This is a genomic window from Paenibacillus sp. FSL R5-0887 (assembly GCF_038002305.1).
GTDB lineage: Bacteria > Bacillota > Bacilli > Paenibacillales > Paenibacillaceae > Paenibacillus_AQ > Paenibacillus_AQ odorifer.
In genome coordinates this window covers 2,265,096-2,287,311 of record NZ_JBBOCE010000001.1, presented here as the reverse complement: position 1 = coordinate 2,287,311, position 22,216 = coordinate 2,265,096, and the positions used below count along the sequence as shown (strand labels likewise).

21 protein-coding genes are annotated in these 22,216 nt (G+C 41.8%); 17 read left to right on the top strand and 4 right to left on the bottom strand.

The genetic code is table 11. From position 1 onward, the window contains the following. The first annotated feature begins 36 nt into the window (after positions 1-36). The 4 genes from MKY14_RS10310 to MKY14_RS10295 all read left to right on the top strand — a co-directional run bounded on the left by MKY14_RS10310 (position 37) and on the right by MKY14_RS10295 (position 3,917). A complete protein-coding gene (locus MKY14_RS10310) occupies positions 37-603 on the top strand; it encodes a hypothetical protein (RefSeq protein WP_076127226.1) in 567 nt (188 codons plus the stop codon). Positions 604-666: 63 nt separating this feature from the next. After that, complete coding sequence (locus MKY14_RS10305) at positions 667-1,218, top strand: DUF4303 domain-containing protein (RefSeq protein WP_340976423.1); 552 nt, start codon at positions 667-669, stop codon at positions 1,216-1,218. 61 nt (positions 1,219-1,279) lie between these two features. Continuing rightward, positions 1,280-2,674 (top strand): hypothetical protein, encoded by a 1,395-nt coding sequence (locus MKY14_RS10300; RefSeq protein ID WP_340976421.1) that lies wholly within the window; start codon positions 1,280-1,282, stop codon positions 2,672-2,674. Between the two features lie 34 nt (positions 2,675-2,708). Then, entirely contained in the window at positions 2,709-3,917 is a 1,209-nt protein-coding gene (locus MKY14_RS10295; RefSeq protein WP_340976420.1) for a hypothetical protein, read from the top strand. 102 nt (positions 3,918-4,019) lie between these two features. Here MKY14_RS10295 and MKY14_RS10290 read toward each other — a convergent pair whose 3' ends face one another. After that, positions 4,020-4,493, bottom strand: a complete 474-nt coding sequence (locus tag MKY14_RS10290; protein WP_340976419.1) for a hypothetical protein — start codon at positions 4,491-4,493, stop codon at positions 4,020-4,022. Between the two features lie 267 nt (positions 4,494-4,760). Between MKY14_RS10290 and MKY14_RS10285 the strand changes: the two genes are divergently transcribed. The 3 genes from MKY14_RS10285 to MKY14_RS10275 all read left to right on the top strand — a co-directional run bounded on the left by MKY14_RS10285 (position 4,761) and on the right by MKY14_RS10275 (position 7,651). Next, on the top strand, positions 4,761-6,029 hold the full coding sequence (locus MKY14_RS10285; RefSeq protein WP_340976418.1) for a hypothetical protein: 1,269 nt from the start codon (positions 4,761-4,763) through the stop codon (positions 6,027-6,029). Positions 6,030-6,316: 287 nt separating this feature from the next. Next, on the top strand, positions 6,317-6,922 hold the full coding sequence (locus MKY14_RS10280) for a YkoP family protein (RefSeq protein ID WP_339281159.1): 606 nt from the start codon (positions 6,317-6,319) through the stop codon (positions 6,920-6,922). A gap of 78 nt (positions 6,923-7,000) precedes the next feature. Beyond that, positions 7,001-7,651 (top strand): polysaccharide deacetylase family protein, encoded by a 651-nt coding sequence (locus tag MKY14_RS10275; RefSeq protein WP_175617280.1) that lies wholly within the window; start codon positions 7,001-7,003, stop codon positions 7,649-7,651. Between the two features lie 20 nt (positions 7,652-7,671). Here the strand turns inward: MKY14_RS10275 and MKY14_RS10270 are convergent, their stop codons facing one another. Then, positions 7,672-8,511 carry an AraC family transcriptional regulator gene (locus MKY14_RS10270; RefSeq protein ID WP_076190747.1) on the bottom strand — a complete coding sequence of 280 codons (840 nt, stop codon included), beginning with the start codon at positions 8,509-8,511 and terminating at the stop codon, positions 7,672-7,674. A gap of 271 nt (positions 8,512-8,782) precedes the next feature. Between MKY14_RS10270 and MKY14_RS10265 the strand changes: the two genes are divergently transcribed. The 6 genes from MKY14_RS10265 (at position 8,783) to MKY14_RS10240 (ending at position 15,037) form a co-directional block, all read left to right on the top strand. Beyond that, positions 8,783-9,655 carry a chitosanase gene (locus MKY14_RS10265; RefSeq protein ID WP_076127377.1) on the top strand — a complete coding sequence of 291 codons (873 nt, stop codon included), beginning with the start codon at positions 8,783-8,785 and terminating at the stop codon, positions 9,653-9,655. Positions 9,656-9,740: 85 nt separating this feature from the next. Beyond that, the gene (locus MKY14_RS10260) at positions 9,741-11,780 is read left to right on the top strand and encodes a metallophosphoesterase (RefSeq protein ID WP_340976416.1); all 2,040 of its coding nucleotides are present in this window, start codon (positions 9,741-9,743) and stop codon (positions 11,778-11,780) included. Then, positions 11,758-12,330 (top strand): fibronectin type III domain-containing protein, encoded by a 573-nt coding sequence (locus MKY14_RS10255; protein WP_340976415.1) that lies wholly within the window; start codon positions 11,758-11,760, stop codon positions 12,328-12,330. Before MKY14_RS10260 ends, MKY14_RS10255 begins: the two co-directional genes overlap by 23 nt. A gap of 528 nt (positions 12,331-12,858) precedes the next feature. Then, complete coding sequence (locus MKY14_RS10250) at positions 12,859-13,233, top strand: hypothetical protein (RefSeq protein ID WP_076182861.1); 375 nt, start codon at positions 12,859-12,861, stop codon at positions 13,231-13,233. 172 nt (positions 13,234-13,405) lie between these two features. Beyond that, a complete protein-coding gene (locus MKY14_RS10245; protein WP_340976414.1) occupies positions 13,406-14,557 on the top strand; it encodes an alkaline phosphatase in 1,152 nt (383 codons plus the stop codon). Between the two features lie 24 nt (positions 14,558-14,581). After that, on the top strand, positions 14,582-15,037 hold the full coding sequence (locus tag MKY14_RS10240; protein WP_340977040.1) for a stalk domain-containing protein: 456 nt from the start codon (positions 14,582-14,584) through the stop codon (positions 15,035-15,037). A 131-nt stretch (positions 15,038-15,168) separates the two neighbouring features. On the opposite strand, the gene MKY14_RS10235 is transcribed toward MKY14_RS10240, so the two are convergent. After that, entirely contained in the window at positions 15,169-16,215 is a 1,047-nt protein-coding gene (locus MKY14_RS10235) for a DUF418 domain-containing protein (RefSeq protein ID WP_076182853.1), read from the bottom strand. A 184-nt stretch (positions 16,216-16,399) separates the two neighbouring features. Here MKY14_RS10235 and MKY14_RS10230 point away from each other — a divergent pair, with 184 nt between their 5' ends. The 4 genes from MKY14_RS10230 to MKY14_RS10215 all read left to right on the top strand — a co-directional run bounded on the left by MKY14_RS10230 (position 16,400) and on the right by MKY14_RS10215 (position 20,734). Beyond that, on the top strand, positions 16,400-17,548 hold the full coding sequence (locus MKY14_RS10230) for a VanZ family protein (protein ID WP_076127204.1): 1,149 nt from the start codon (positions 16,400-16,402) through the stop codon (positions 17,546-17,548). 153 nt (positions 17,549-17,701) lie between these two features. Further along, positions 17,702-18,469, top strand: coding sequence for an ABC transporter ATP-binding protein (locus MKY14_RS10225; protein ID WP_038572078.1), 768 nt, complete (start codon positions 17,702-17,704; stop codon positions 18,467-18,469). Then, positions 18,456-20,375: an ABC transporter permease gene (locus MKY14_RS10220; protein WP_340976413.1), complete on the top strand. Its 1,920-nt coding sequence runs from the start codon at positions 18,456-18,458 to the stop codon at positions 20,373-20,375. Before MKY14_RS10225 ends, MKY14_RS10220 begins: the two co-directional genes overlap by 14 nt. A 5-nt stretch (positions 20,376-20,380) precedes the next feature. Beyond that, on the top strand, positions 20,381-20,734 hold the full coding sequence (locus MKY14_RS10215; RefSeq protein ID WP_076278684.1) for a YxeA family protein: 354 nt from the start codon (positions 20,381-20,383) through the stop codon (positions 20,732-20,734). An 82-nt stretch (positions 20,735-20,816) separates the two neighbouring features. Here the strand turns inward: MKY14_RS10215 and MKY14_RS10210 are convergent, their stop codons facing one another. Further along, entirely contained in the window at positions 20,817-22,211 is a 1,395-nt protein-coding gene (locus MKY14_RS10210; RefSeq protein WP_340396856.1) for a sensor histidine kinase, read from the bottom strand. Positions 22,212-22,216: the final 5 nt, after the last annotated feature.

The following is a 22,216-nucleotide window of genomic DNA, read 5'->3' as shown; positions in this document are numbered from 1 at the left end:
CTGGGGGCTCCATAAGTCTGGGAGAGGGAGGTATGCATGAAACTAGTTTTTACTTTGGATACACATGGAACGTGTGTGGGTCAATTGAGAGATGAACTGCTGCCCTTAGAGGAATTAGCAAATACATGGGAGTTTCCCTATGATATCTTTTTTGTGTTGCGTGTTTTACCTGAAGGTTATGGTCGAAAAACATCCAGACGGTTTGATAGCAGGGATCATACCCTCGAATTAGATATCAGCATAAGTTATGAACAGTACCAACGGATGTCCAAGCATGAGCAACGTGAGGGATTAGGTATTCACCTTTTTAACTATTTGTCAGAGTCAGTTGCTAAATATAATAAGCATGCAGTTAAGGAAAACCAAAATCAACTACTGGACCTAGTGAAAAAATGGATGCTCGAAAACAATTGGCTAAATGGAAAGTTAAATCAAGCACGGGACCTACTTTCGCAAGACATGGATCTTTATGAAGTCAGCCAGAAATTGCAGATGCCATTAGAAGAGATTGAGTATATCCTTCTCCGTATGAATGACTATGAGCCAACTGATGTTCATCCTGATAACCTTGTAGTAGAAAAAGCACCGCCATATCATTTCTAGAAGGCTGGAGCAAATAGAAGACATCCTGCCTGAACGGATCCACTAACGGAAAGGAGGAAGCCGATGCAAGAAATAGAGAGGCTGGCGATAGAGATCGCCGATGCTGCTAGAACGTCTTTTCGCGCTCTTTTTGAAAATGGCGAATGTTACTATTACTGTACCCTTTACACTACTGGCGAGGGACATGCGCCAAGTATCTCCGCCTGGTCGTGGGAAGCTTTGGAGGTTGAAGCAGCCAGGCAAGGCGTCGAAAGTGACACACCGGGATCGACGATTGCGGAACTTATCAAATGGTCTTATGCGGATTCGCCCTATTGTTGTTTCGGCGATGAGAACTTTGATAATGTTAAACAACGATTTACCGATCGTTCTTTCATTGCGGTTCTTGAGGATGACGAAGGGAATCGCGAGTTTGATTTGAGGCTGAAGGCCATGGAGCTGGCGATGAAAATACTCGATGATGAAGGTGTGTTTGCCTTGAATCAACTGCGAGAGTCAGTATGCGTCCTTGTCGAAGTCATGCCGCCGGATGAGATCAATACTGAAATCGCCCTCCGTTTGAATCGGGCAGAATCTCCAGCTATGCAAGTATGGTTGGAGGAAGCGGCGGAGTAGAAGCCTCCGCTTTCGGAAATCGTCTACTATATTCGGATTTAAAATGAGAGGAAAATAATTTATGAGCAATCTTTTCAGATTCATTCCTATTAGCCAACTAGCAAATAAATTTCCCGAAGGATCTTGGTGGGCGAAGTTTTACCAAGATTTTAGTGACGAGCAACTTGCCGCTTACTATGAAGGGGATTTGACGCTGCCTTCTCTTAATCTAGATTGGGAGCAACCTTTCCCGCAACAAAAAGAGGTAATCATCATTTTTATAGAAGGAAATTTTACTGTAGACAATCTTTATAATAAAGAAACGGATGGTGCCATAGGGCTTTTGGTGACCGGTAATATGAGTGCGAAAAATATAGCTGTAGGCGGTCAGGAAATTTATGTTTCGGGCAACCTGATGATTGAGGAAATATTATGCGGCTCCTACAATCATGGGGAAACGATTGTTAAAGGTGATCTCAGCGCTGCGGTTTTGGTTCAGGATGACGAGTACAGTTTCAAAGTGGACGGACATAAATCGATCGCCTGCTTAGTAAATGTGTGGGAGGGGGACGGCGTATTTCAGGAGCTTCCGGTAGACATTCATGAAGTGTTGATTGATGAAGTTTTTTTGGATATGGAAGAGGATGAGGAGGACTTTTCCTTTGGCACACTGGTGAACGTAATTAAAGAAGGCCGTTCTGCTCTAAAAAAAATAAAGGAATCCCCCGCTAGCAAGAAAGCTATTCATTTATATTTCACCCATAACACAATCAATGAAGAAAATATATTGAAGTTGACGCAGTGTATTTTAATGCCAAGTGACAAGCCTTCTTTTAATTTTCGGGAGCAAGACGTTTTTTTCAAAGTTCAACTGGAGCATATTGATGCTGACGGGGATGAGCGAGATCTTAGCGTTTATATGAATGATAACCGGCATCACTATTATATTTGGCTGGAGCAAGATCATTCTGTCGGTTTGTTGAAGAGAACCATAGAAGAAGGGTCTGAGTGGGAGGACATTACAGAAGAGTCTCAGGAACAACTAGCAGAGATTAGCGATTGCTGGACGATGTTGCTGACCTGCGTTAATATGGCTGAGCTTTATTTACGAAACATTGAGGTACAGTATGTGCAAGACATTTTGCAACACACTGTAATTCGGGAATTATATTCGGAAGTGGAGGAGAATGGCGGGTTCTGGGACGGCTCTAAATGTTACAGCTTCCGTCAAACGCATACGGACGAGGACGGAGACCTCCTACATGGTCGGATTGAAATCAGGACTCCAGATGAAGCGTATTATTTTTATACAGTGGACAATGGAACTTATGTTTCCCGGCATTATCAGCCGCCCGATCAATATGGCAAGCAGGACATGTCCTATTTGGATCTTAGGCGCTGGGAAGCATCAGAGCGGTATTTTACAAGATTCAAACAATTTATTACAGAGAAGATAGAGTCAGGTGTGAATAGTTAGATCTTGATATGCATTAGAGGAAAGGATGATAGAAATGCCAAATGATAGCCAAGCTGGTCCTTCAGCTGGTTCTGTTAGAGAAGTTGGTAGTTATCCTATCAACCTGACAGGTCCACGTAGTCATACTCTTGTCCTTAAGCCCGGTGTGGGCAGTCTATCCATGGGTCCGTCGCAATTGGGGAAAAAGGTTGACCTTCATGTCGCGTCTGATGCGCCTATCGATTGGACCGTATTCGATGTCTTTGCCACACCGGCTGGCTCTCCCTGGCCGCGATTTCTGCATTATACAGGCAGTGATTCAGGCTTCTTTGACTGGGCACAGAAACGTCCCATTGAAGAGATGACATGGACTCCGATCCTATCTGCGGACACGGTGGCGGACGCCAGTCAGTCCAATTTGCATGGCTTGCATGTCGAGTTGGAAGCATCCGGGAGGTCCCTTAGCCTAATACTTCCGAAGCAGCCTTTCCGCCTGAGTGTGTCCGGCGATCTATCACGCTTCTCGGCCACAGGTGATATGCCATCTTCTCTTACACTAGCACCGCGCACCGGCCGACGTAAGAATGATCCCCCTTTTTTGCTGCCCGATATGGGGGAGCTGCACCAGGTAACGAGCTTGACGCTACATAACGCACCGCTGGGACAGCCCATCTCGCTAGAGTGTCTAAACCGGTACCCAAACCTTAACTCACTGAGTTTGTGGGGAAACTTCTGCGACCTGAATTTATTAGCTCATCATACCCAGTTAACGAATCTGGAGCTGCGCTTCATGCCTGATCTGGGGGACTTGCCGACCTTGAACGAGTGGCCGTTGCTTGACAGATTCATCGCCTACAATGTCGAAGAAAGCGCTGGCAAGCGTCTAAAAAAGCAAATGAAAACTCGCGCTGAAACCCGTCCTTGGACCGACCATGCTTCAGTGAGCCAATTACGAAAGCCAGAGTGGTGGACGACCGAGTTTGGCCGCCCATTCTCCTCCTGGGCTAAACGTCTAGCCAAGCTGGCTAATGAAGCTTACAACGTTGCACAGGTAACCTTGTCCGAAGCCCGTAGCTTTGCTGAAGCCGAGGCCGCCATTACCGCTTTCACCGTACGCTTCAACAATCTTAAGGGCATCGAAACCACCGAACGAGAAGACCTTGGTGAAGCAGTATGGCAACTTAGCCAGTCTGACCACCTGATTGGCCAGCCTATCACAGAGGAGATGGCTCAACGCTGGTTCGATGCAGCACGCGATTACTAAATGAATTGAAAGTCACACCCCTAGAATAGAAATCGGAATGACCCAGAGGTTTGTCCAATGTCTATTCTAAGGGGTGCACTTCACTATACTGACGGGGTTTTGTTATACGATCATCCCCATTTCTCGGAGTCTATCTTTAATTTTCTTTAAACGAGCTTCTTTTTCGGTGTCTTCAGTTAATACCTCTACAGATGTTTCGTTATACTTCTTAATGATCCTCTTTAAAGTTAATTCTTTCATTTCCTTTTTACTGTGGATGGTAACATGAGGGACAGCTGTATAGGTTTCTATAGTCTTGGGATCTGCAGAAATTCGTTCTAGTAAACTAAGTAGAAGCACCAGTCTTTGCTGGCCCAACCTCGGAACTTGATATAGTTTTTTCCATGTGGAATTTAATAGATGTTCAAGATCTGTATATCCCTTCGAGTATAGAGCATTTATGAGGCCTGTTAAATTTGGACCCCGTTCTTCTGCATGCGCCACAGCAACAATACAAGCAATATTCTTAGAATAAAGATGCAACGGAAGTGGAGAAAAATGTATTAATGCCGCATTTCCGTCAATGATGTCAATCATGATGATATACCTCCAATAAAATATGTGTTCACTATACATGTTTAGTATTCTGGCAAGGTTTGAGTCAGCAGGGTGAATCTTCCTGACTTGTACAATCGATTGATTCACTCTGCATTATTAAACCCCAAGCTACTGATCATTTTCTGAACACCAGCAAAACCCATTACATAAGATCGTAGAATATGTAGCAGATATGATTCGCTTTGCTTCATAATCATTGCTAAGTAATGATATGATATAGGTATCAATTTTGTGGGGTGCACTGATATGGATTTCCGAATCAAAGAACTAGTTAATGCTACACAGCAAACCTATGGACTGGACAACTACTACTTACATACAAAAGAAATTTATCGCGAAGTTACGATGCTGGGAGAAACCGACTATTTGCTTAGTATGGAATGGTTTCCTTTTCACATTAAGGAATGGAAGGAAGATTATAATCCGGAAGGAACTGCAGTCATTACACTTGACTTGCTATCCTGTAACTATAAAAGTGTTATTTTTGTTGGAGGGAAATCTTATGCAAATCGAACACCATTCCATAACATTGAATTAAATGGCGTTATTCAGTGGATGGAAGCTGAAGTAGGGCTTGAATATGTTAAACAATTCTACCTATTGAAGGAAGAAAGAGGAGAATATTATTTTGCCGAATGTATAGACGGTATACCTATCTCTCCCGGCGGGCGAATGGAGTTACGCTTCGATGTGGAAGGTAGGATTATTTTTTATAGTGTCTATCGCCAGTTTCCTTCCAGTTCCCTTGTGCAAAAAGAGGATTATTCTCTCACGCTTCAAGCGGTAGAGGCACTGGCGAAAAACCAACTACAGCTTATAGAATATCCAGTGTACGAGATGAAGCATCTCCTGCCGATCTATGGGATAGAAGAAATCTACATTACAAATGATGGAACAACCACAATTCCATTTGAGATGATATCAGGAACGAGAGCACGACTGAATATTGATCAAGTAATGCAGTGGGAGCAAGCGGACACGAAACAGTTCGCAAGGATGGAGATCCGTCTGCAAGAAGTGGTTACAATCGAACAGGCAATAGCACGTGAGCCGCATCCAGATTCATTTTCAATCACAGACATAGAACAAGCCCAATGTATAACCGCAGTCGAAGTTGGTTTAAGCCAGCTCTATCCGGATGAGTCCGGACAATGGATATTGAAGACTTTACATCGGGAAAGAGGACATATTCAAGCGACATTGAGGATGAATGCGTCAAGTAATCGTATTTTTCAGCGTAAGCTTTTCCTGTTCATCGATACGAACAATTATAAGGTTATAAATTATATGGATAACAAGCTAATGCTCGATATGTTTGATGAATTCAAGAGCGAAGGTGAAATTGCTGTGAGCCATGACGAAGCTTATGATAAGCTCAAGGGATGGTTCGAATTAACACCCGTCTATGTATATGATCCTGGGCAGACGAAGTATGTGCTGTGCGGGAAGCTGGATTGTGATTATGCAGTGAAGGCTACTAGCGGAGATGTGGTAGAGTTGGGTAGTTTGGAATGATAGTGAAACCAGATTGATTTAGTCAAAAGATAACATCCGAAACTCATGTCCAAGAGACATGGGTTTTTCTTTATATAGTTGGATTTTCTTGCAGAAGGTGACTAATTTAAGACTTACTAAATTTTGTCCTTTTTTTAGGTCAGAAAGCTTTTTAACTAGATGCCAAAAATTTAGATTTACACGCAGAGAAATTCCGGTGAATAGCGTCAAATAGAAGTAGACGTTAGGAAAAAAGAAAGTTTCGTTAGGTACAATGGATGAAATGAGAGACAATAACCGTTTTAAGGATGGTGAAAAAGTTGGGTTTCAAAATACGTAAAAACACGGTGCAGTCTGTCTGGATGATGTGGGAAAAAGCTTTTGCGTTGCTTTCACATTTTCGAGGATCGCATAAGTCACGCTTTGGTATATGTACCGTGATGCTAAAAAAGCACCGGGGACAGCCTATTGTATGCCAAGACGCCACGGTCATCAATCAGGGAGAGTGGGTGGGAGAACTCCACCTCGACAATGAAAGAATCCTGAAGTTGATCCGGTCCGAAGGATCGGATCGTGCCGCACTGCAAACGGCTCGCATGCTGCGCAAATCAATGCAGCAAATCAACGAAGCCTTCGAATCGCAGTCCGAGTTCAGGCAGGTCAAGGCTTTATTGGGGATTACACTGCTCCATCGGGGATTAACGCACGGACTTGGCTTTGAACAACAAAATATAAAGTCCGGCGTTTTCGAACGCATCACCACCATCTATCTTCGATTGCTGCTGTCTGCCATGCATCCTGAAGGGAGACAAAGAATCAATCGGCGAACAGAGCAACTGGTCCCGATGTTACTGATCCATTCACGCGCCTCACTGAAAAATCGATTTTCACCCGGACAGAACTACTCTGGATAGGTCTTATGCTTGTTATAAGGAGGTGTAATCATACTTACATATCTGATAGGAGGAATACTATGTGCCGCTACTCTTTACATGTTTATTCCAAGTTTGATTACGCGAGTGAGCGGCTTTGGTGTTTTTCGCAAAGGAACGGTAGAAAAACAGGTGGCATTCACTTTTGATGATGGGCCACATCCGAAATATACGCCGGAATTGCTGGATTTATTGAAGTTACATCAAGTGAAGGCTACTTTTTTCGTGCTTGGAGCGCGAGCGGAGCAGTATCCAGATCTGATCAGAAGGATGGATCGGGAAGGCCATCAGATTGGCATCCATAATTACTGCCATACCTCTAATTGGCTGATGCTGCCCAGTACAATTAGGCGAGAACATCTGGAACGCTCCGCTGATATTATAGAGTCTATTGTCGGAATCAGACCCAATCATTACCGTCCACCCTGGGGATTAATCAATCTATTTGATTTCTTTCGGCACAAGCAGTATCGAATTGTTCTATGGTCGCTGAAGGCGAGTGACTGGAACATCCGGGCCTGTCAAACCCGGATGCAGGCCATTTTATTAGGTGGAATCACCGATGGCTCCGTTGTTTTACTTCACGACAGCGGAGAGACTGCGGGCGCGGACCGGCATGCTCCTTATTTTATGCTGCAAGCTTTAGAAGAAGTGCTAAACCAACTACAGGCAAGAAACTTGCAATTTGTTAGGCTTGATGAAATGTCTTGACGTATTCCAGTGATTTGTTATTAAGACTTAAATTGTTTGCGGAAGCAGAGCGGCGAGATGCCCATTATTAATTTGAAGGTTCGTCCAAAGTGGGAAGTGTTATCGAACCCAACCATTCCCGCAATTTCAGTAACATTAAAAGAAGAGCCAACCAGCAAATCACGCGCTTTTTTAATGCGGATGTTATTGATATATTCAATGAAGCTGAACCCGGTGGATTCTTTAAAAGTACGGCAAAGGTAGGAAGAGCTTATTTCGAATTGCCGTGAAATCTCACAGAGCTTAAGCGGTTCCATATAATGTTGATTTACATAATTAACGATGTCCAGGACTTTCTTATGTGTACGATTGGATTCTACAAATGAAGCTACGCGGCTGTCAAATAGTTTACGATTAAGATAGAGAAGCAGCTCCACCAATAATATTTGTTGGTACTGTTCATATCCGCGGGCTTGCTTCTTCCCCTCCTGGATCATTTTCTGAAAAAGCTGTTCGATGAAATATTGATCCATCCCGGTCATCTTCAAAGCGCGGTAATCACTTTTGAACAATTCGAGCAGTTCCTCACATTGACTGCCGGTGCAGAAATGCTGCAGGAATTCTTTTTTAAACAGGAGTGTAACCCGTTCATACATATTGCAGCCGGAATTGACCAGTTTGTGCATTTCGTGAATATCCATAAATAGCAGTGTTCCGCCCGCAACCTGGTAAGTTCTGTCCCCTATAAAATAATAAAAATCCCCGGATATTAAATACAGAATCTCATATGCATCATGATAGTGTCTTGAAGGCATGCTGGTGTATACCTGTTTCTTGCGGCTGATGTCAAAAAGAGTAGACTCATAAAATACCGGTTTCATTCAGCACCTCCTAAGAGGATTGTAGACTTAATCTATGGTTTGTAGCAACATATGTATAAAAATTAATATTTACAAGAAAATACGTGCTGTTTGGACAAAGTTTTTGAGATAAGCTTAAATTGAATTACCAAGTGTTGGAAAAAGGAGGGCTGTCATGCTCAGATAGGTTAGGGATAAGGTTCACTGCCACTAAAAGTTAAAGCGCTTAAACTATTCAATTAAAGGAGAGATTGCTGTGCTAAATTCAACGAAGAGTAAGGTTTCCAAGAAGATGAAATTTTCATTGATGATTCTGCTCAGTTTTTCAATGATTTTTTCTTATGGCTGTCTGTCCAAAACATCTCAACAGAAAAGTTATGCGGCAGGGAACCCTGATTCTAATTTCTCACCGGCAACACTTCAATTCTTGCGTGACAACACAGGTCTGGATGGTGAGCAGTGGAACAATATTATGATGCTTGTCAACAAACCGGAGCAGGACGATCTGAACTGGATCAATTTTTACGGATATTGTGAAGATATTGATGATGACCGCGGGTATACGATTGGAATATTCGGTGCGACTACAGGCGGCTCAAATGATACCGGTCCCGACGGTCCGGATCTGTTCAAGGCATATGACGCTGCCAAAGGCGCGAGTAATCCTTCGGTTAAAGGCGCATTGGCCCGGATCGGTGTTAAGGGTTCGATGAAAGGGAAGATCCTCGAAATCAATGAAAGCGAAGAGAGCTTTTGTAGAAAAATCGGCAATTTGCAAAATGATCCCGAGTGGAGAGAGGCTATGTGGAAAACGTTCTACAATATCTATATTAAATACAGTGTGGAGCAGGCCCGCAAACGCGGCTTTAACTCGGCATTAACTATTGGTTCCTTCGTGGATGCAGCGCTGAACCATGGAGCTACCGGCGGCTCCGAGACCCTTCAAGGGCTTTTGGGTAAATCCGGAAGCAGCACGGATGAGAAGACTTTTATGACCAAATTTTATAAAGAACGGACCAAGATTGTGGATACTAATGAGTACAACTCTCCGCCTAACGGCAAGAACCGTGTGAAGCAGTGGAGCAATTTGCTGAACATGGGAGAGACAGACCTGAAGGGTGCAGATTCGGCAATCCTTCAAGTCACTGACTGGGAACTCCAATAACCGGAAGGTAAGGGCAGAACCGCCGTTCTTCTCGGAGACGGCGGTTCGATGATAAGTGAGATTAAGGAAGAGGGAGATGGGCTGAATGGATAACAACCAATCTTATCTCAAAAATAGATTTTACAAGGTAATCAGTCTAATGGTTATAGGTTTGCTGCTTGCCGTGGAATTGACCGGTTTTGTCTCAGCAGGAAGGGAAGAAATTGAGGAAGACCTTGTAAGTGAAGCAACTGCAGTTCAGGAAACGATTGCCCAGTGGATTTTTAAAGACAAAGGCGAAAACGGTGTATTTCCGGCTACCGGCGGGGTATATCAGACGTCTTCATCCATTCGTGATGTAGGAACTAATACGGATGCGTACACCTATGAGTCAAGTGAGAACAGCGTACGCAACCAGGGCTGGCATGAAGGAACGGGCCTAAAATACTGGCTTGCCACGCTTTCTACCCAAGGCTTCGAAGGGATCTTCCTCTCTTCACAGCAAACCTCTTCAAGTACAGGACCTAGGGATTTCAAGGTGCAATACAGTAAAGATCAACAGGAATGGATAGATGTTACGGGCGGCAACCTTGTTCTAGCCCAGAACAATTTTAATTGTTCCAATAATTCCTGCAAATTAACTAACCTCGCTTTGCCTGCCGGAACAAACAATCAAGATGTACTCTATATCCGCTGGGTGGTAAACTCTGCGAAAAGCGTAAGCGGGGGAACGGTGTCCAGCTCAGGCTCAAGCAGAATCAAAGATGTGATAATTAAAGGAACACGCAGCAGCGGCGAACCTGGGGACACTCCCACACTTGAGGTAAGCAAAACTCCCGCTTCAGGGGCTGCAGATGTTCCCCTTAACGCAGAGATCACCGTGAAGTTTAACAAAGCCATCAGTCTCGACAGTAGTTATCAAGTTGTAATCACAGAAAACAATCTTCCTCTTACCAACATTTCTGCTTCACTCCTCGGTCAAGACACAGTCAAAGTCAGCCACCCTAATTTCACTGCCGGCAAAACTTACAACGTGACCGTCCCTAAAGAGCTTGTTAAGGGGACTACGGATGGCCGTACACCTGAGAACGATATTACCTGGAGCTTTAAGACGAAGTCTCCGGATACCGGCATCAAAACTCCAACGCTGCTGAACATGACTTTTAATGGAGACCCGAAGACAAGTATTGCCTTTGACTGGTATACAGCTGAAACCGTCAGAGGTACAGTAGTGCAAGTAGTGGAGGCCGCCAATGTGGGAGGAAGCGAGTTCCCGGAACAACTGGCAGCTTCTTATGAGGGCAGCGCAACAGTTATTGAAACCTTAATGACATCAGGAGACAGAAGCTCCAAAAAGTATAAAAAGTTCGCCAGCCACAAGGTTATTGCAAGCGGTCTTAAGCCTGGAACTAAGTATATCTACCGGGCCGGTAACGGTGATGCGGACGGCTGGAGCGAGGCGGGTTCTTTTACCACGGACAAGGCGGATAATCAGGATTTCCATTTCCTCTATGTAACCGACACCCAAGGCTCAAGTAAATCGAATTTCGATCTGTGGCAGGATACTTTTAAGAAAGCTATTGAGAAAACGGTAGATCCCAAGTTTGTTCTTCTTACAGGGGATCTAACGGATGACGGTGATCTGGAGCAGCTGTGGCAGTGGTTCTTAGGTGTGCCGAAAAAAGAATTTGCCAATGTGCCATTTGCACCGATTATCGGCAACCATGAGATAGAGGATTATCCGAATAACAACTTCTATAACCATTTTAATCTTCCAAAAGATGTCGGGACGGGCGCTCATGACGGGTCGGTATATGCTTTCGAATACGGCGATGCCCTGTTTATGCAGATCAATTCCCAGTACGAAGGGGAGGTCAAGCCGTATAAAGCGGATATTCAGTTCACGAAGCAATTGGAATGGATGCGGAATCAAGTGGCAAAGACCGACAAGAAGTGGAAATTCGTCTCGATGCATAAGGGAGCGTATTCTTCAGGGGATAATGCTTCAGCAGAAAGCGACCGGGTAGAATTTTACCGGAAATATCTAATTCCTGTATTTGATGAGCTGGGTGTGGATATGGTGTTTGAGGGACATGACCATAATGTATATGAGGTCTTTTCAAATGCTGAACAACGTTCCGATTAAGAATGTTATTACCGATGAGCAAGGAAATGTGCTGAATCCCAAAGGGACCGTGTATCTGATGGGCAACTCGGCCGCTTCGAAATTTTATGCCATTAATCCAGATGCAGACACTTTTTTTGCAGCAAAAAACGACCAGCCCAATAAGAAAATGTTCGTGGATGTTTCCATTACAAGCGACGTGCTGAAATTCACATCCTACACAGCTGTTAAAGATAAACCTCTTGCCGTCTATGATGCTTACAGTATTAAACGGACTGACGTCAAACCCGGCATTGTAGAAAATCCAAGTGCAGTAAGACAGTCAGGGAACCGTGCAGTTCTTTCGTGGAAAGCGCCAGCAAATAGCTCTGAGCCTGTGCGAGGTTACCGGATTTACGAGAATAATGATAAAGTCAGCACAAATTGGAGCGTGTATGTGCCGACGGTAAGCGGTCAGACGAGTTACAGTTATACATTAAACGGCATAGATTCTGCTAAAGCCTACAATTTCGTGATTAAAGCAGTGGGGACAAGAAATAACTCGCTTCCAGCAGAGGCAGGAATGCAATGAATGGATAGAGGAGGCGTTGACGGAGCTTAGGCATCCGTTAACGTCTTTTTTCATAGTTGTTGAAGCTGTCCATTCCTCCTAGGGTAACTCCTCCAAAAGATAGCTTCACTTTTTACCAGATCATGAGCAGAATCGGCAAGAGGGTTTGGGGTGGGTCCTACGAAACCTAGAATTGGGATGATAAATTTAAGTGCCATCCATACATAGACACCAGGTAAGCCGTGAATCAAAAATACGCAGATCCATGACAGTAAAGCTGTAGCCAACATTGTACTACCTAAATACCCGAATGTTTGAGTTATTTTTTTCATATTCGCTCCTAACGTATAAGAAAGCGTCTAATAGGTAGATGAATATAACTGGAAAATCACTTCGGCTGCTAACATATCCGAGGCTCGACTCGGTGATTTAGATAATACCACCGTAGGGAAATCTGAAAAACAATCATTTGTGCAACTGTATTTGTCTTGTACCGTTCTTTGAAGTTAGTAATAGACTATATCAATCTCAGAGAAGGAGTTGATTTAGTTGGCTAACAGTGATATACGTCTTACTCTTTGGTCGGGTACTAATTTTACCAATCGCCGGATTCGATTCAGACGTGGGGGAGTTGCGGTTCGTGATCTTGGAGCGTTTCGGTTTAACAACGTTCTCTCGAGTTTCCGTCTCAGAAATGTTGTGCAGAGCTCTCAAGTAACGCTTGTACTATTTTCGCGAATTAACTTTCAGGGATCGTTCCGTGTATTCCGTGGCAGCCAAAACGTAGCGAACTTGAATAATTTTAACTTTAACAATGTCACATCTTCGTTGATATTGGTAGGCCGTATCCTTACAAGCTCCGAAATTTCCCAAATTCAAAGCACGGGTAGAGCGCCTCGAGATGTCCTCGTAATAAGACAATAATAATGCAAAGGGTGCCCCTAGGGCGCCCCTTTTTTACAAATATCAGTAGCACAGGTCAAGACAAAATATGCATAGAATTTAATATAAAATAAGAGAATAGGTGCTGCTCCCGCAAACAATCCTCCTTTAAACTAGTAACGTACTTAACAAAATCTGCTAGAGGAGGATTCAAATGCGCAAAAAGGTTACCGGGAGAATTTGCAGTACAGTTATGGTTTGCAGTCTGCTTGCAGCAGGCAACGGAACATCCTACGCCAATAACTCTGATGCTCCTACCAACAAATCGGTCAAAAACGTAATCCTGTTTATTACGGATGGGATGAGCTTATCCGATGTGAACTTGGCCAGATGGTATCAGGGAGGTCAGGCGCTTGCGATGGATAAGTATTTCAGCGGGCTGGTGAGAACCTATTCTACGGATTCACTGACCACAGATTCCGCTGCCGGAGCTACGGCTTATGCCACAGGCCATAAGGTTAAGAGTGAGACGGTATCCATACTTCCAGACCGAATAACGATGCCTTTCGTAAGCGCAGTTAAACCAGAGGACATGAACAAACCTCTGCCTACCCTTATGGATGCAGCGAGAATGGCAGGGAAAAGTACAGGAACGGTATTCACTTGTGAATTAACGGATGCGACACCGGCTACATTTTTAAGTCATGCATACACGCGTGACAATGCGCAGTCTATTGCAGAACAGATGGTCTATAGTGGTGTAGATGTTCTACTTGGGGGCGGTTCCGGGTATTTGGTACCCGGCAAAGAAGACATTAACCGCAAGGACGGAGAAGATTTAACCAAAATCCTGAAATCAAATGGGTATGAATACGTAACGGATAAAGCAGGTTTAATGAATTCTAAAACGAATAAAATCTGGGGACTATTCAACCCCGAAGCACTGGATGCTGATTTTGACCTGAACCCGCAAAAGCAACCGAGCCTTGCCGAAATGACCAATGTAGCGATAGAGAAGTTGTCACAGAACGAGAATGGTTTTATTCTGATGGTCGAAGCAAGCCAGATTGACTGGTATGGTCATGATAACGATCCAGTGGGGATTATGAGTGAGACCTTAGCGTTTGATAAAGCCTTCAAAGCCGCTGTTGATTTTGCAGAAAAGGACGGGAATACAGCAGTCTTATCGGTTTCGGATCATGCTACCGGCGGGCTCAATATGACGAACTATGATTCTACCAAAGATCTAATCTCCGTGCTGAAGAAAGCGAAGCACACCAGTTATTACATTGAAGGCAGTATTAATGAGAGCAATTTCAAAAAGGTCCTTGCGGATAATTATGGACTTAGTGATCTAACCAAATAAGAAGCGGATCAAGTCAGATTGGGAATGCAGGATAACCTTTCGCCAGTCATCGGTAAAATTTTGGGGGATAAAATAGGTGTAACCTTCTCTACGGATGATCACACATCGGAAGAAGTTGGATTGTTCGCCTACCATCCGGCTAATTTTAAACCGACCGATTTCATGAACAGCGGTGTAATCCAGAATACGGATGTGAATAAGTATATTCAAGAAGTGACCGGACTCAATCTGGCGCAGCTTCAGGATACACTGTACGTATCCAGTGATAAATTCAAGGCCAAAGGAGCTACGATTACCCTAGATAAGACCGATAAGACTAATCCGGTGGTTGTAGTGAAAAAAGCAGGCCAAGTTCTCAAGCTGCCTATAGATAAAAATATCGCCATTCAGGATGGCAAAACAACGAAACTAAATGTGCTGACAGTAATGATTAAAGATAAAGTGTGGATTTCGCAGGATGCTTTGGACTTAATTCTCTAATTCTTAAAGTTCATGTTGTGATCTGTCGCCTAAAAGTTAAAGCGCTTAAACTTGAGAACCCCTTTTTAAAAGGGGTTTTTGGGTTTAGATAAGAAATTTCGACTTGAATTGAGGCGAGGAAAGCGAAGCTTTTATCGTTTTATTGCAGGCTTTGTTCCATAGGTCATCAAGCGCCAAACCTTTTCTAAAGGGCCCATGGAAAAAAACTTGAACCAAATGGTGCTAAAAATGATTTGAATCATATAAATCAGAACTGCGATGTAGAGAATATCTTTTGGTGAAACGACTTCGAGACCTATCATTGAAATGATTGCCGTCCCTATAATGCTTTGTGCTACATAATTTGTAAACGCCATTTGACCCACCCGTGATATGGGTTTCAGGAATTTCACCATTTGTTTATTTTCTAATAGTAGAAATAATGTTGTTAAGTAGAACAAAGTGGTTGGGAGAGATCCTAAGCCCGTAACTGAATCTACATTGCTGTTCCCATTTTGAGAAGCGTTCCAAATCCATAGTGAAAAACCAATGAACAACAGAAATGATACCATTTGAATCCATCTAATGGGTCTTGTTAATTCTTGTATGTGTGTCAGCCAACCTGACTTTGCGGTTAAAAAACCAGCTAAAAACATAATAAAGATTTGTATAGCGTCATTAGAAAAAATATCAAGAATAGATGAGATTGCCCCTTGAGAAGGCAGGAATATTTTTACCACTAAGGAAATGATGTAAATGGATGTCATACCCATAAGCCACTTTTTAAGTGTAGAAACCGTTGTGTGATAAAAAGGGATCAGAAACAATCCGATAATGGCATATGCGGGCAGAATGGTTCCCCAAAAGATAAATACATGAATGATTCCCAGCAGCAAAAGGATTAGTAAACGTCTAGCCATACGCCATCTGGGTTTATCTCCCCGGCTTTCGGCTCTTGAGGCGAAAATGTATAGACCTACACCAAATAGGAATGAAAAAATAGAAAAGAACTTTTTTTGTACGAAGATGATTATCAAGCTATGGATGATTCCATTAATGCCACTATAGTCTGGTAAGGGATCTCCTTCCATAATAACTTTAAAGGCTCCAACATTTATAAGCAGAATGCCAAAAAGAGCAAGTCCGCGAATGATGTCGAGTGAAATGATTCTTTCTTTTTGCGAGATGGAGGGATTCATTAATAGTGCTCCTTTGAAAATATTTTTATTTGCCTAGGAGTCAGTATAAGTTGCGAACCTTACATTAAATTGATGCCAACATTACAGGATCCTTAAATTTGATAAAATGTTCCAACTCCAGTTGAATTAGAATCAGTTTTATGGTTAATATGAATACTAAATCATTTTGGGGTGTGAACTAGAAATGTCAGCATATACTCAACCGATCTTTGTGGCAGCGATCTTTTTTGTGGTTTTAGCATTTGCCTTATTTATCCCATGGCTCATTTATACCTATAGAAAATATAATTACCTTCCCTTTTCTACCACGTTAATTTCGTTTTCGTTTATCTTTTACTTTCTAGCAGCGTTATTTTTAGTATTGTTGCCGTTGCCGGAAATACGTAACACTTGTTCTCTTCAAAAACCGGGTACACAACATTATTCACTTATGCCATTTCAATTTATAGTGGGCACCTTTGGAAATAGTGGCATCGTGTTATCACAGCCTGCAACTTATAGGCTATTATTTAGCCAACCCTCATTCTATCAAGCGTTTTTTAATTTCTTACTATTATTACCTTTTGGTGTTTATCTGCGATACTTTTTTCAAGATAAGAAATATTGGAAGAAAGCTCTAGGCTTCACGTTCTTATTAACTTTATTTTATGAGATAACACAGGTAACCGGCATTTACGGGATTTATAATTGCCCTTATCGTATTTTTGATGTGGATGATTTATTGTTAAATACTACTGGCGGTGTACTGGGGTTCTTTATTGCTCCAGCTGTGTTGGCGTTATTCCCGTCAAAAAAGAAAATTAAGGAGAAAGCGGAAAGATTATTAGCGCTTGATGAAGTAAGAGGGATGTCTGTGTTACTGGCTGTTATTATTGATCTATTTATCAGCAACCTAGTAGTTAAAGTTGTGTTGAGTATGACCAACGTTAATATGGTTAGTGAATTTATTGCGAGCACCATTACACTTTCTGTAACCTTTTTTATTATTCCGATGATTTGGAATGGATCGACAATCGGTACGAAAATAATGCGTTATCGCTATGACAGTAAAATAAGTCGAGTGGAAACGAACAAGCGATTATTTAAACGCTTTGGTGCCATTTACGCGATGTACTTCATAACAGTCATTGCGAAAACGTTGAATAATGTGGAAATATCAATGGATTCTCCATTTTATAAGGCATCTATATTCTTAACGCTAGGTGCTGGATTGACCTCTCTCATTTTAACGATCGTATTGTTCGTTCATGTTATATTAGTCGTGTTTGGCAAACAAAAACGCCGCTTTTACTTTGATGAAGCTTCTGATTTATATACAACCAGAAAAAAATGAATGCTATTCAATAGCAAAGGGATACTCCGTAGTCTTAAATGGCTACAGGGTATCTTTTTTTTGTAGATTTAAGCTTGTTGTAAGGTTGGCATGAATTTGCTGTAAGGTTCGGTGCCTATAGTATAAGTATCAGCAAATTATGAGGTGAAATGAATGGAACCATTATTAAAAGTAGAAAACGTAAAAAAAGTGTACGGGAAGTTAAGTGCTGCTTACACAGCGTTGGAAAACGTGTCTTTTGACATTCATGAAGGTGAGTTTGTAGGGATTATGGGACCTTCCGGAGCGGGAAAATCAACCTTGCTAAATTTGTTAGCAACCATAGATTCTCCAACAGAAGGAAAGATATATATGAAGAACAAGAGTATTCATGATCTGAAGGAAGCAGCTTTGTCAGACTTCCGGCGTGAACATCTCGGGTTCATCTTTCAAGATTACAATTTACTCGATTCCTTGACGGTAAAGGAGAACATATTGCTTCCCCTGGCGATTGCTAAAATTCCAGCGAAGAAAATTAATCACCTTGTGACTCAGATCTCTAAAGTATTTGGGATTGAAGATTTACTGGGGAAATATCCTTACCAAATCTCTGGGGGTCAAAAGCAAAGAACCGCTGCGGCTAGAGCGCTCGTGACAGAGCCAGCACTGATTTTGGCTGATGAACCAACAGGTGCACTTGACTCTAAATCAGCAACAGATTTATTGGAAAGCTTAAGTACTTTAAATGAAAATAACAATTCGACCATTATGATGGTGACCCATGATGCCTTTGCCGCAAGCTTCTGCCGCCGGATCATTTTCATCAAGGATGGTTCATTTTCAACAGAAATCTATCGTCGTGATCAGACACGCAAAGCCTTCTTCCAAGAGATCTTAGATGTTCATGCGGCCATTGGGGGTGAGGTAGATGACGTTATTTAGTCTAGCAAGAAAAAATATAGCCAGAAACTTCTCGCAATATTTTTTATACATCGCATCGATGGTGTTTAGTATCATCATTTACTTTACATTTGTGACCTTAAAATATAGTGATACGATAGCAGAACAGACGGCTTCATCCCAAAAACTGGGTTCCCTAATGAGTGGGGCGGCAGTCATTCTTATCTTTTTCGTGTTCATATTTATAGCTTATTCCAATTCTTTTTTTATGAAAAAACGTAAAAAAGAAGTCGCACTGTATGCGTTGCTAGGGGTACGTAATCGTCAAATAGGCTTTATGCTCTTTTTCGAAAATTTATTGTTAGGATTATTCTCTTTAGTAGTAGGAATTGTACTTGGGTTCCTATGTTCAAAAGGATTTATGACGATTTTAATTCATTTAATGGGTTATGACGTTGTAGCACCCTTTACATTTTCAGCGGCGGCAGCGATGAACACGGCTATCGTATTTCTAGTTATATTCTTAGTAACATCGTTTCAAGGCTATCGCTTGATCTATCAATTTAAGCTGATTGATTTATTTCATGCTTCCAAAAAGGGAGAAGTGGCGCCTAAACCATCTATGATAGTAGCTGTTCTTGGAGTGTTACTCATTGTCTTGGGCTATTGGCTTGCAATGCAGGACCTTTTCACTTCTAAGGTATGGGCAAAAATCGGATTTCTCATGACCGTATTAATTATTTTAACAACGGTAATTGTGGGTACATTTTTATTGTTCCACAGTGTGACTGGCTTTGTGTTAGCAATGATTAAGAAAAATGAAAGGTGGCTTTGGAAAGGCCTTCATGTCATTACTATTTCGCAGCTGCTCTATCGTATTCGTGGGAACGCACGTACATTAACTGTGATTGCCGTGTTGAGTGCTACGACAGTAACTGCCGGTGGAGCGGTCTATGGCCTTTATTACAATACGAATGACTCGGCGAAAACGATTAATCCGAATACCTTTATGTATCAATTAACAGATGCAGAAATGGATAAACAAGTAAGTGCTGTACTGCCAGCTACAAAATACGATGAAAATATCGAAACGCTATCCATTACGTTTCATACGAAAGAATTAAACTCGCCATCCTCGTTCGATAGCTCTGATAAAAGAGGGTATACAGTTATCAATGAAAAAACATACAACAACTTAGCAAATGTACAGCATAAAGAAAAATTAAATGTAAAGGATGGCTACGCGGTTATTTTAGATATCGGATATAACAAAAGGTTCTCACCTATGTATACAGGAAAAACTATAACAACAGGCAACGGCCATCCACTCACATTCCAAAGCTTTAAAACACAAACCGTATTAAATGCAGGTACAGCAGGTATAACAGTTGTAGTCTCGGATGAACAGTATAAAGTATTACGGAATGATGGAGAAGTGCTACGCTATCGTGTTCTTGGGGTAGAGGATGCCTCTGTGGATTTATCTGCAAAAATTGCAAACCAATTACCTGAAGAAGCGCTATTTTCAAGCAGGCCTCAAGATTACCAAACAAGCTTGGAAAGTGTGGGTTCTCTACTTTTTATAGGAAGTTTCCTTGGACTCGTATTTCTGGCTGCAACAGGCAGTATCATTTACTTTAAAGTTTTAACTGAGGCAGAAGAAGATAAAGCACAGTACAATATGCTGCATAAAATGGGTGTCAGTGCAAAAGAAATGCGGAAATCCATTGCGTCACAGGTATTCGTTATCTTTGTTGTACCGCTTATAGTAGGGTTATTGCATAGTGTAGTGGCTTTAAAAGCATTCTCTAGTCTACTGATGATAGATTTAGCAAAGCCAGTGTTGCTCTGGATGATTGCTTATACCGTAATTTACGGGTTGTATTATTTCTTAACCGTAGCTTCATACAATCGTATTATCACACTAAATAATAGAACAGAAGGATGATTGAGATGAGAAAATTTCTAATTACTATGGGTATTTTGTTTGTTATTGGGGTTGTAGGTGTCTTTGCTCTAGCAAAGATTGATTTCAATCGCATGAATGCCGAAAATTACTATTTACAAATTACAGAGGATGGGAAACCCCATGAATATAAACTGAGTGATGGTACAGTGATGACTTCCTATTCCTATACACTAGAAGCTACAAATGCCAAAGGTAATACAATTCCACTGGAATTTAATGCACAAAAAAATCTTCGTAAAGGCGCCTACTTAAAAATGTATGTAAAAAAAGGTGATCAAGTCTCCTCATATGATGAAGTGAAGGTAGAGGATATTCCGCTAAAAGCAATAAAAAACTAATAAATTGAAGAAGGGCTGTCTCCAATAAAGGTAATGGAGCACAGCCCTTTTCTCTGCCTAATGAGTAAGTAAGGCATTTGTATTATAAAAGTATAGTAATGGTGGTTCCGGTATTCTCAATGCTCGTCATATCGAGTTTCCCCTCATGAGCCCAAATAATGTCTCTTGCGATGGCCATTCCTAAACCAGTACCATGCTTACTCGTTGTGTTTGTACCCCGATAGTAGCGTTCGAAAATCTGTTCCAGATCTTTAGCTGGAATTCCATGACCATTATCAGAAATCAAAATTCGGGTATGAGATTCTGGACCTGTATCCACTCGAATCTTCACCACGACATTTTCATCGTTATGCACCAGCGCGTTGTAGATCAAGTTAAGGATCGCTCGTTTTAGTAACTTCTTATCTACTTTATGCATTGCTTTAGCCACATTCGCCTCAAACTCTATCTGCCGTTCACCAAAGGTCGGGTCATTTAAAAGTTCAATCGTCATTTCTCGTAGAAACTGAACGAGATTCACCTCTTCAAATTGCAGGGATAGCTGGTGATTACGCAAACGTGTCGTTAAATTGAGGTCATCTAACAGATCTTTCATATACATCGATTTACTCTTGATAATTGACGTGTATTCCTGTAATTCTTGGGCTGTTAAATCTGTGGCACTGTCGTTAATAAATTCTGCATAACCTTGAATAGAAGCAAGTGGTGTCTTCATGTCATGTGAAACATTGCTAATCCATTCCTCACGCATTTGATCGAGACGTTTACGTTCCTCTTCATGTCGATCGAGCTTTTCAGATAGTTCATTCATATTACGAAAAACATCTTCATAAACACCTTTGGGAGTAGGCATTTTCTTAAAACGTCGTTCCCTGAGCTGTTGAATACCCTCTATTAATGTATGAAGGGGTGCAGTTAACTTTTTCCCAAATAGAAATCCAATGAGGATTACAATAAGCACATCAACGATTAAAAAAATGAAAAGAAAAACATTAACATCTTTGAAAATTTTAGCGTAGTCATAGGTCATTACGTACCGGCCTATTTTTGGATTATTAATCCCTAAAAAGTAACTGAAATTTTGGGCTTCGCTGACAAAAACCGTCGTGCGTGCATCTAATTCTTTATATTTATACATTTGTACAATTTCAATAGGAGAATACTCTGTTTTCAATTCTTCAGGGGTATAAAAGGCAGCTGCTTGCTCCCCTTGGTCATTCAAGAATTGTACCCAGGCGCTCATTTCTTGTAGTTTTTTGAGACCTTCTTCATTCACAACAGGTTTGCCGGCCTGTAATTCTACGTATTGTGAAAAGGTCCGGCTAAAGGTTTCTGCAGATGCTTCTTCAGTGCCAAAGTTATTATTATTTACCTTTATAACGAATAAGGAAAGGAACAAAATCGCGTTTACAATACCAACGATCACAACAATAGTCATAACCGATCTTAAAAAGCGGAGTGTCAATTTCCATTTCAACTAGT